Annotated in this window: 6 protein-coding genes; 2 read left to right on the top strand and 4 right to left on the bottom strand. The window is 74.1% G+C overall.

What is annotated here, in order from left to right:
- The first annotated feature begins 142 nt into the window (after nt 1–142).
- Nucleotides 143–1,642, top strand: a complete 1,500-nt coding sequence (locus ACFXOZ_RS41460) for an aminopeptidase P family protein (RefSeq protein WP_380595234.1) — start codon at nt 143–145, stop codon at nt 1,640–1,642.
- Between the two features lie 75 nt (nt 1,643–1,717).
- Here the strand turns inward: ACFXOZ_RS41460 and ACFXOZ_RS41455 are convergent, their stop codons facing one another.
- Both ACFXOZ_RS41455 and ACFXOZ_RS41450 read right to left on the bottom strand, forming a co-directional pair.
- On the bottom strand, nt 1,718–3,157 hold the full coding sequence (locus ACFXOZ_RS41455) for a hypothetical protein (RefSeq protein WP_380595232.1): 1,440 nt from the start codon (nt 3,155–3,157) through the stop codon (nt 1,718–1,720).
- On the bottom strand, nt 3,154–3,852 hold the full coding sequence (locus tag ACFXOZ_RS41450) for an RNA polymerase sigma factor (RefSeq protein ID WP_380595230.1): 699 nt from the start codon (nt 3,850–3,852) through the stop codon (nt 3,154–3,156). Before ACFXOZ_RS41450 ends, ACFXOZ_RS41455 begins: the two co-directional genes overlap by 4 nt.
- 248 nt (nt 3,853–4,100) lie before the next feature.
- Between ACFXOZ_RS41450 and ACFXOZ_RS41445 the strand changes: the two genes are divergently transcribed.
- A complete protein-coding gene (locus ACFXOZ_RS41445; protein WP_380595228.1) occupies nt 4,101–5,171 on the top strand; it encodes a helix-turn-helix domain-containing protein in 1,071 nt (356 codons plus the stop codon).
- A gap of 15 nt (nt 5,172–5,186) precedes the next feature.
- On the opposite strand, the gene ACFXOZ_RS41440 is transcribed toward ACFXOZ_RS41445, so the two are convergent.
- Both ACFXOZ_RS41440 and ACFXOZ_RS41435 read right to left on the bottom strand, forming a co-directional pair.
- The gene (locus ACFXOZ_RS41440) at nt 5,187–5,963 is read right to left on the bottom strand and encodes a MerR family transcriptional regulator (RefSeq protein WP_375882672.1); all 777 of its coding nucleotides are present in this window, start codon (nt 5,961–5,963) and stop codon (nt 5,187–5,189) included.
- Nucleotides 5,964–6,040: 77 nt separating this feature from the next.
- On the bottom strand, nt 6,041–7,180 hold the full coding sequence (locus ACFXOZ_RS41435) for a hypothetical protein (RefSeq protein WP_375882674.1): 1,140 nt from the start codon (nt 7,178–7,180) through the stop codon (nt 6,041–6,043).
- Nucleotides 7,181–7,407 lie beyond the last annotated feature (227 nt).

Here is a 7,407-nt window from a genome sequence, read left to right as displayed (position 1 = left end):
GTCCGAAGACGGGCCCTGCCATACGAACCCCGGACGGGCGGGCGGCCGGGCGTCCGTACCATGGACGCACGGCCGCCCGCGCGTGTCGCGACCCGACACCTCCCCCGAGGGCGGCGGTACCACCCCCAAGGAGGCGTTGCACGTGACCGAGGACCGGACCCCCGCAGTGGCCGAGAACCCCGAGGCCGAGGGCGGCGAGGAGCCGCCGCCGTTCAAGGGCCGCAAGAACGGCCTCTACGGCGAGATCTCGGACGAGCTGTCCGCCTCGATGAGGACCGGTTGGGCCGACACCGAGCTGCACGGCCTCACCCCGGTCGCCCAGGCCCCGTACGCCGCCGCGCGCCGTGCCGCGCTGTCCGCCGCCCACCCGGGCGTGCGCCTGGTCGTCCCGGCCGGCAACCTGCGGGTGCGCTCCAACGACACCGACTACAACTTCCGCGCCGCCAGCGAGTACGTGCACCTCACCGGCGACCGGACCGAGGACGCGGTGCTGGTCGGCGAGCCGACCGGCGACGCCGGCCACGAGTTCACCCTCTACCTGCTGCCCCGCTCGGACCGCGAGAACGGCGAGTTCTGGCTGGACGGCTACGGCGAGCTGTGGGTCGGCCGCCGGCACAGCCTGACCGAGCAGGAGCAGCTGCTCGGCCTGCCCGCCCGCGACGTCCGCAAGGCCGCCGAGGAGCTGGCCGGGCGCGCCAAGGACTCCGCCGTGCCGACCCGGATCGTCCGCGGCTACGACGCCGGCCTGGAGGCCGCGCTCGCCGAGGTGCTGGACGCCGACAAGGACGCCGACCTCAAGGAGTTCCTGAGCGGCCTGCGCCTGGTCAAGGACGAGTGGGAGATCGGCGAGCTGCGCGCCGCCTGCGACGCCACCGTCAACGGCTTCACCGACGTGGTCCGCGAGCTCGGGCAGGCCGTCGCCACCTCCGAGCGCTGGATCGAGGGCACCTTCTGGCGCCGCGCCCGGGTCGAGGGCAACGACGTCGGCTACGGCACCATCGCCGCGGCCGGCCCGCACGCCACCACCCTGCACTGGGTCCGCAACGACGGCGACGTCCGCCCCGGCGAGCTGCTGCTGCTGGACGCCGGCGTGGAGACCCACACCCTCTACACCGCCGACGTCACCCGCACCCTGCCGGTCAGCGGCTCCTTCACCGCGCTGCAGCGGAAGATCTACGACGCGGTGTACGACGCCCAGGAGGCCGGCATCGCCGCGGTCCGCCCGGGTGCCCGCTTCCGCGACTTCCACGACGCCTCACAGCGCGTCCTCGCCGAGCGGCTGCTCGCCTGGGGCCTGCTGGACGCCTCGGTGTACGACGTCGAGAAGGTCCTGGAGCTCGGCCTGCAGCGCCGCTGGACCCTGCACGGCACCGGCCACATGCTCGGCCTGGACGTCCACGACTGCGCCCACTCGCGCCGCGAGGAGCACGTCGACGCCCTGCTGGTGCCCGGCATGGTGCTCACCGTCGAGCCCGGCCTGTACTTCCAGCAGGACGACCTGACCGTGCCCGAGGAGTACCGCGGCATCGGCGTCCGGATCGAGGACGACATCCTGGTCACCGCCGACGGCAACGAGAACCTCTCGGCCGGGCTGCCGCGGCGCGGCGACGAGGTCGAGGCCTGGATGGCCTCGCTGGCCTGAGCCTGAGCCTGAGACCGAACCCGAGGCCGCGCCGGGGCCCGGCCTCCCCACCGCGGGGAGGCCGGGCCCTGCGCGCTACTGGACGATCCTGAGCGCGATGTCCTGGTGCCCGAGCACGGTCAGGTCGCCGCTGCCGCGGTACGGCACCAGGGCCTGCGCCCTCAGCGGCATGTCCCCGGTCCCGTCCTTGGGCCCGATCGTCAGCCGGTAGGTCAGCCGCCTGCTCTGCCCCGGGCCCAGCGAGAAGACGTCCTGGTCCTGCGCCACCGCGTAGGACGTGTCGCTCCCCCGGGACATCGCCCGGACCGACCAGCCGCCGTCCGTCTGCACCTCCAGCTTGCCGTCGTTGGGCAGCTGCTGGCCGGGCGCGGTCGGCGTGCCCCCGTAGCGGTCGGTGAAGAGCAGCGGCTGGACCTGGTCGTAGGTGCCCTGTCCGGTGTTCCGGAAGGTCACCGAGAAGGTGGCGACCGCGCTGCCGATCCGCATCTGCTGGCCGGAGGAGAGGCCGTCGATGCTGACCGCGAGGTCGTTCGGGCCGGGCTCCGCCGCCGCCGGGGCCTGGTGGCCGCTCGGGTCCAGGCTGTTGACGACGGCCGTCAGCCCAGGCTGGTAGTCGGACCTGAGCCCCTGCGCCGAGACGAAGACCTGGTCCTTGGGCAGGGCCCACAGCTGGGTCGTGAAGGAGTCGCTGCCGCAGGTGACCTGCCACTGCGACCTGACCGCGGGACTCCCCGCCACGGTGACCGCGCTCTTCGTCGGCCCCGCGCTGTTCATCTCGCCCGCCGCCGGCGGGTGGGGGTTGCCCCAGACCGGGCAACTGCCCTGGTGCGCCCAGCCGGCCGGGGCGTCCAGGTCGGCCGTCGTCGGCCAGGCACCGCCCTGGAGTTCGCCCGCCGAGTTGTAGACCGTGACCTGGACGCCGTACGGCGCGCACACCGCCGACGACCAGTTCCGCTGCGGATCGGTCGGCGCGCCCGGGCTCAGCAGGCAGACCGCCTGGTCCGAGAGCGGCACGGCCTTCCAGCCGGTCGGCACCTTCAACTTGACGCCGCGGAAGGTGTACGGCGTGCCCGGCCCGGTCGGCACGCCCGAGCCGGACGAGGACGGGACGAGGTCGGAGAGCGGCCGGTCCGCGGCGGGACCGCCGGTGGTGGGGGCGGTGCCGGCCGGGGTGGGCGAGGCGTCCGGGGTGGGGGTCGCGTCCGGGCCGGGGGTCGGGGGCGCGGTGATGCTCGCGGCCGGGGGCGGGGGGACGTCCTGCTTGGCGACCGGGTCGCCGTGGAAGGCGAGCAGGCCGATCCCCAGGGAGGCGGCCAGGGCGAGGACCGGCACGGCGGTCAGGTACACCGGGCGGAGCCTGCGGACCCGGCCCCGCGGGGGCGCGGCCGGGCGCAGGCCGTGGACGGTGATCAGGGACGCCCGGGCGTCCATCGCCTCGCGGAGCAGCCGTTCGGTCGCGGTTTCGGCCGGCCCACCGCCGTCACCGCCGCCCGGGCGGGGGAACTTGTCGGTCATCGAACCTTCTCCAGGTGCTTCTCCAGGGCGTCCAGGGCCCGGCTGGCAGTGGACTTCACGGCGCCCCGGGAGAGCCCCAGGGTCTCGGCCATCTGCGCCTCCGACATGTCGGACCAGTAGCGCAGCACCAGCACCTCACGCTGGCGGGGGGTCAACTCCTGCAAGGCGACGAGCACCCGTCGGTGCTCGTCGTTGAGCACCGCGTGGTCCTCGGCGGAGGGGGCGTCCGCCTCGTGCGGGGGCACGTACTCCCGGGCGGTCCTGCGGCGGCGCAGCATCGAGCGGGCGCCGTTGACCACCGAGGTCCGCAGGTATCCGAGCGCGTTGTCGAGGTCGTCCAGGTGCTCGCCGTGACGCTGGTAGAGCTGGGTGAAGGCCTCCTGCACGACGTCCTCGGCCAGGTCCTGGTGGTCGACCAGCAGGACCGCCATCCGGACCAGGCCCAGCCGGTGGGCGTGGTACAGGTCGGTCAGCGTGGGCCGGTCCTCCGCGGGACCGCGGCCGCCGCGCACCAGCCGGAAGCCGGAGCGGCGCTGCGCCGGCTGCTGCTGCTCGACGGTGAGCACGGAGTCCGGCGCACCGGCCTCCTGCGCACCGAACAGCGTGACGACCGCGCCCCGGACTCCGCGGGCCGCGCGGACGGAGAAGCCGCGCCCCCACCGTGGCGCGGCGATCGGGCCGATGGCCATGGACATGTGCGGTTCTGCTTTCCCCCGGGACGGTGGGCGGCGTGCTCGCCGGACCGTCAGGCACCTGATCAAGATCGTGATCGGGGAGATCCTCGCAGCCGCGTCCGACCCGGATCCCTCCGCCCCCGTAGTGATGGACGTGCGGCGCGGGTGGAGGTTGCAGGGGGATTCACGGGAAGTTCGCGGCAAGTTCCGGGCGGGCCGCGACGACTACACTCACCGGCAGTTCCGCCACCCGTGAGCAGGGGGTTCGCATGGCCGAGCAGTACGTCGAGGAGCCGGTCGACGCGGCCGCGCCCGCCCGGCCGCGGCCGGTGGCCGTCACCATCGGCCGCCGCCCGGAGCCCGTGCACGACCTCGCGGTGTACGCCTTCGAGGGCATGGCACCGTTCGAACTCGGCGTGGTGGTCGAGGTGTTCGGGCTGGCCCGGCCCGAGCTGGGCGGGCTGCTGGCCGCGCCCTGGTACGGGCTGAAGGTGTGCGCGGACCGGCCGGGCACGCCCCTGGACGCGGTGGGCGGCTTCGCGCTGACCGCCCGGCACGGCCTGGACGAACTCGCCGCGGCCGACACCGTCATCGTCCCCGGCGTGCGCAACGCCTTCGGCGGCGAAGTCTCCCCCGGCCTGGTCGAGGCGCTGCGGACGGCGCACGAGCGCGGCGCCCGGATCGTCTCGATCTGCTCGGGCGCCTTCGCGCTGGCCGCCGCCGGACTGCTGGACGGCAAGGAGGCGACCACCCACTGGCGGTACGCCGACCTCCTCCAGCAGCGCTACCCGCGGGTGCGGGTCAACCCGGACGTGCTGTACGTCGACCACGGCGACGTGTTGACCAGCGCGGGCAGCGCCGCCGGGATCGACCTGTGCCTGCACCTGGTGCGCCGGGACCACGGCGCCAAGGTGGCCAACAGCGTGGCCCGCCGCTTCGTGGTGGCGCCGCACCGGGACGGCGGGCAGGCGCAGTTCATCGAGGCCGCGGTCCGTCCGGTCGAGGAGGACGAGGACGGGGTCGCCCGCAGCATGCAGTGGGCGCTGGACCACCTGGCCGAGCCGCTCACCGTCTCGGTGCTGGCCCGGGCCGCCCGGATGTCGGACCGCTCGTACCTGCGGCACTTCACCGCCCGCAACGGCACCAGCCCGATGCGCTGGGTCGTCACCCAGCGCATCGCGGCCAGTCTGACGCTGCTGGAGTCGCCGGAGGGCTCGGTGGAGGAGGTCGCCGTGGCGGTCGGCTTCGAGAGCGCCGCGACCTTCCGCCACCACTTCGGCCGGGTGATGCGCACCTCACCGACCGCCTACCGGCGCTCCTTCGGGCGCGGGGTCGCGTAGCGGACGCCTGCGCCGCTACGCCTTCTCGTGCCGGTCGGCGTTGGCGACGACGGCGTCGTGCAGCCACTGCGCCAGCCCGGGGGCCAGCTCCTCGTAGGTGGCGGTCCAGCGCTGGTCCTCGACGTAGAGGCAGGCCAGGCCGCGGTGGATGGTGTACGTGCAGTCGTAGAAGTTCCGGCAGATGTGCTGCCGGTGCTCCTCGGCGAGGTCCATGGCCGCGGTGCCGTCGGCGGGGTCGCCGGCGGTGACGGCCGCGACCAGGCGGGCGTTGAGCCCGGCCATCTCCTCCTGGATCCGCTGCCAGTCGGCCTTGGTGTAGGCGCCGGTGCGCCGCTGGGACTCGGCCCAGGCCTCGGTCTTCCCCCAGCGCTGCTCGGCCTCCTGCTCCCACTCCTCGCGGTAGCCCTCGCCGAAGATCTCGAACTTCTCCTCCGGGCTCAGCTGAATGCCCATCCTGCGTGCCTCCATGGCGTGTTCGACGGCGGTGGCGAGTTCCTGGAGGTGGCCGATCCGGTCGGTCAGCAGCCGGTGCTGACGCCGGAGGTGCTCGGTCGGGCTGACCGAGTCGTCGTCCAGGATCGCCGTGATCTCCTCCAGGGCGAATCCGAGCTCGCGGTAGAACAGGATCTGCTGCAGCCGGTCGAGGTCGGCGTCCACGTACCGGCGGTAGCCGGCCCGGGTGCGTCCCGCGGGGGACAGCAGTCCGATCTCGTCGTAGTGGTGCAGGGTGCGGACGGTCACCTTGGCGATCTTCGCCACGGCGCCGACCGCGTAGCCCTCGTCCCCGTTCATCCGGAGCTCCTCCCTGGTGGTGACCACCACCCTCCGCTCTCACGTCGCGTGAGGGTCAAGCCGTGTTCCGGGAGGCCTCAGGCGTCGACCAGCTCCCGCTCGCGCCGCCGGGCGGAGCGCCGGCGGCCCTCCCCGCCGCCCTGGGCCGGTGGCCGCGGCCGGCGGGACTGCTGGGTGGGCCAGAGCAGCACGTACGCGGCGGAGACCACCACGAAGGCGAGCCGGACGAAGCCGCGGGCCGCGTCGGACGGCAGGAACAGTGTGCCGCCGTACAGCGCCGCCAGCGCGATCCAGCTCCACCACGGGACCAGCCGCTTCTGGCCGACCGCGTCCCAGAGCAGGGTGCCGAGCAGGATCGAGGCCGTGTAGTACGTGTAGACGCTCGGGTCGAGCAGGATCCGGGCGTCCGCCCCGAGCAGCACCACGGCCGGCCAGCGCCCGCGCCAGACGGCCACGCAGCCGAGGCCGATGCCCAGCGCGAACTGGGTCGGACGGTCCCACCAGGGGGTGGCCGGGTCGGTGACCCCGAACCAGCGCAGCGCGGAGGCGGGCTGGTTCGGGATGGTGAACTTGGCCGCCGCCATGGTGTCCAGGTTGCCCAGGTAGAACGGCAGCCAGGCGACCGCGACCAGCAGGCAGAACCAGAGCACGGTGCGCAGCCAGGCGGGCCGGGGCAGGGCCAGGATCAGCGGGGCGAAGGCGAGCGCCCAGGGCTTGGAATCGACCGCCAGGGCCAGGAACACCGCGACCTGGACGGGCTTGCCGCGGGCCAGGGCGTGCGCGGCGAGGGTGGTGAAGAACAGCGCGAGGACGTCGTCCAGGTGCGCGAAGCGGACGGACACCTCGACCCACATCGGGATGAACGCCAGCCCGGCGATCAGCAGCCGCTGCTGGAGCCGGCGGTGGTTGGTGCCGGTGCCGAGGTAGTACAGGGCGGCGGTGCGGCCGACCAGCACCAGCATCACCAGGCCGAGCCCGGCACTCGCCGCCTCGGCGATCAGCTGGCCGACGTGCGGCGAGAACGGGGCGGTGAGCCGGGCGGCGGCCAGGCTGACCGGGCCGATCTGCAGCTCGGGGTGGTGGGCGTAGAGCGAGAGGCCGCCGTCGGGCTGGCCGCTGAACAGCAGCTGTTCGCCCTGGCGCAGGTAGTGCCAGGAGAAGCCGCCGCTGGGCTCCACCAGGAAGAACCAGAGCACCGTCCACGCTGTCAGCAGCACGTGGTGCCGGCGGAGCGGTAGACCCGCGATCCGACCGGTCGTGGCTTCGTAGTCGGTGGTGGCCCGTGCCGTGCGATCTCCCCGCACCTGTACCTCTCCCCGCCGTTCCGCCCCCTCCGGCCGGACATCCTATGTGACGGAGGGGAACCGCCCGTGCCGCCCGTCGCCGCAGCCCCTCGGGGGGCTGCGGCGCCGCGGCCCCGGGGGGGGGGGGGGCCGGGGGGGGC

This window comes from Kitasatospora sp. NPDC059160 (assembly GCF_042755465.1).
GTDB lineage: Bacteria > Actinomycetota > Actinomycetes > Streptomycetales > Streptomycetaceae > Kitasatospora.
The sequence above is the reverse complement of the archived record's forward strand: the minus strand, read 5'-3'. Positions and strand labels throughout refer to the sequence as shown.